Annotated in this window: 2 protein-coding genes; both read right to left on the bottom strand. The window is 60.0% G+C overall.

Features of this window, described 5'->3' with window-relative positions; translation table 11 throughout:
- Positions 1-486 (bottom strand): lipopolysaccharide heptosyltransferase I (gene waaC, locus CAGGBEG34_RS09410; RefSeq protein ID WP_042688540.1); only part of this gene is annotated, 486 nt, incomplete at its 3' end.
- Between the two features lie 7 nt (positions 487-493).
- On the bottom strand, positions 494-1628 hold a 1135-nt coding region (locus tag CAGGBEG34_RS09405; protein WP_042688539.1), incomplete at its 5' end, for a phosphomannomutase/phosphoglucomutase.

Genomic DNA, 1628 nt, shown 5'->3' with positions numbered 1-1628 from the left:
CGCAAAACCCAGCGCCGCCGCGACCAGTTGGCGCGAGCGTTCGACCACATGCGTATGCGGCGCAATGCGGATCCGCTGGTCATAAAAGAAACGCACCGGCCATTCATATCCTGAGCCTTCGGTACGGTTTGCCAGACCGCTTAATACGCCTGTTCCAGCGCGGCGCGCGTAACGCGCAATCCAGGCGGTTTTCAGCAAGCCTTGACAATCGATGACCGCGTCATAGGCCTTGGCGGCCAAGGTGCGCTGCAGAGCGCGCATCTCACGCCACGTCGGGCTGCGGAACAGTTGTTTGCGCCAACGGCGCAGCGCAAAAGGAATGACGTGACGCACGCCGGCGACCAGCCGTACCAGATCGGTAAAACCTTCTTCGGCCAGCCAGTCGATCTGCGCATCTGGCATATGACGCTGGATATCCGCCACGACCGGCAGGGTATGGACCACATCGCCGAGAGAAGAGACTTTGATGATGAGTATTTTCGGCACGGTCTATTTAGAATGGCAACTGCGCATCCGCCTTGAATGCCAAAATCGCGCGGCGGAAATCGCGTTGAATGCGCGCCAGCGCCGCTGCGTTATCCGCTTCAAAGCGGAACACAATCGCCGGCGTGGTATTCGACGCGCGCGCCAGGCCGAAACCGTCCGAATATTCAGCGCGCAGACCATCGATCATAAAGATATCCTCCGCGCCCTCAAAATGCCCCTCTTGCTGCAGACGCTCGATGATGGCAAAGTTTTCTCCCTCGCTGAGCTTCCAGTGCAGTTCGGGCGTTGCCAGCGCATCCGGCAGGGCGTTCAGCGCCGCGCCCGGATCATCGGCGCGGCAGACAATTTCAAGCAGCCGCGCGGCTGTATACAACGCATCGTCGAAACCGTACCAGCGATCCCTGAAAAAGAGATGGCCGCTCATTTCGCCCGCAAGCGGCGCGCCGGTTTCGCGCAGTTTCGCCTTGATCAGCGAATGCCCGGTTTTCCACATCAGCGCAACGCCGCCATGCGCCCGTATCCACGGCGCGAGCGCGCGCGTGCATTTCACATCGTAGACGACCGGCGCACCTGGGTAATGCGCCAGCACATCCCGTGCAAACAGCATCAGTTGACGATCCGGCGCAATGATGCGCCCGTCTTTGGTGACCACGCCGAGCCGGTCGCCGTCGCCATCAAACGCAAAACCAAGCTGCGCCTCACTTTCGGCGAGCGTTTGGATCACATCGCGCAGATTCTCAGGCTGCGCGGGATCGGGATGATGGTTTGGAAAACGGCCATCAACTTCGCAAAACAACTCGCGCACTTCGCACCCCAGCGCCCGGAACAGGCGCGGCGCAACCGCGCCGGCAATGCCATTGCCGCAATCCACGGCCAGTTTTAACGGACGCGCGAGCCGGATATCGCGCCTGATGCGCTCGATATACGCATCAACAATATCATGTTGAATATAACTTCCCCGCCCGGCGCTGAAATCTTCCTGTTCAATCCGCTCGCGCAATGCCTGGATGCGTTCACCGTACATCGCCGCGCCGCGCAACACCATTTTGAAGCCATTGTATTCAGGCGGATTGTGGCTGCCAGTGACCACGACGCACGAATTGACGCTGCGGCCTTCCAGCGGCTCGTGCGTTGCAAAATAC

Origin of the sequence: Candidatus Glomeribacter gigasporarum BEG34 (assembly GCF_000227585.1) — a bacterium.
GTDB classification, from domain to species: Bacteria; Pseudomonadota; Gammaproteobacteria; order Burkholderiales; family Burkholderiaceae; genus Glomeribacter; species Glomeribacter gigasporarum_B.
This window is presented reverse-complemented; position numbering and strand designations above follow the sequence as displayed.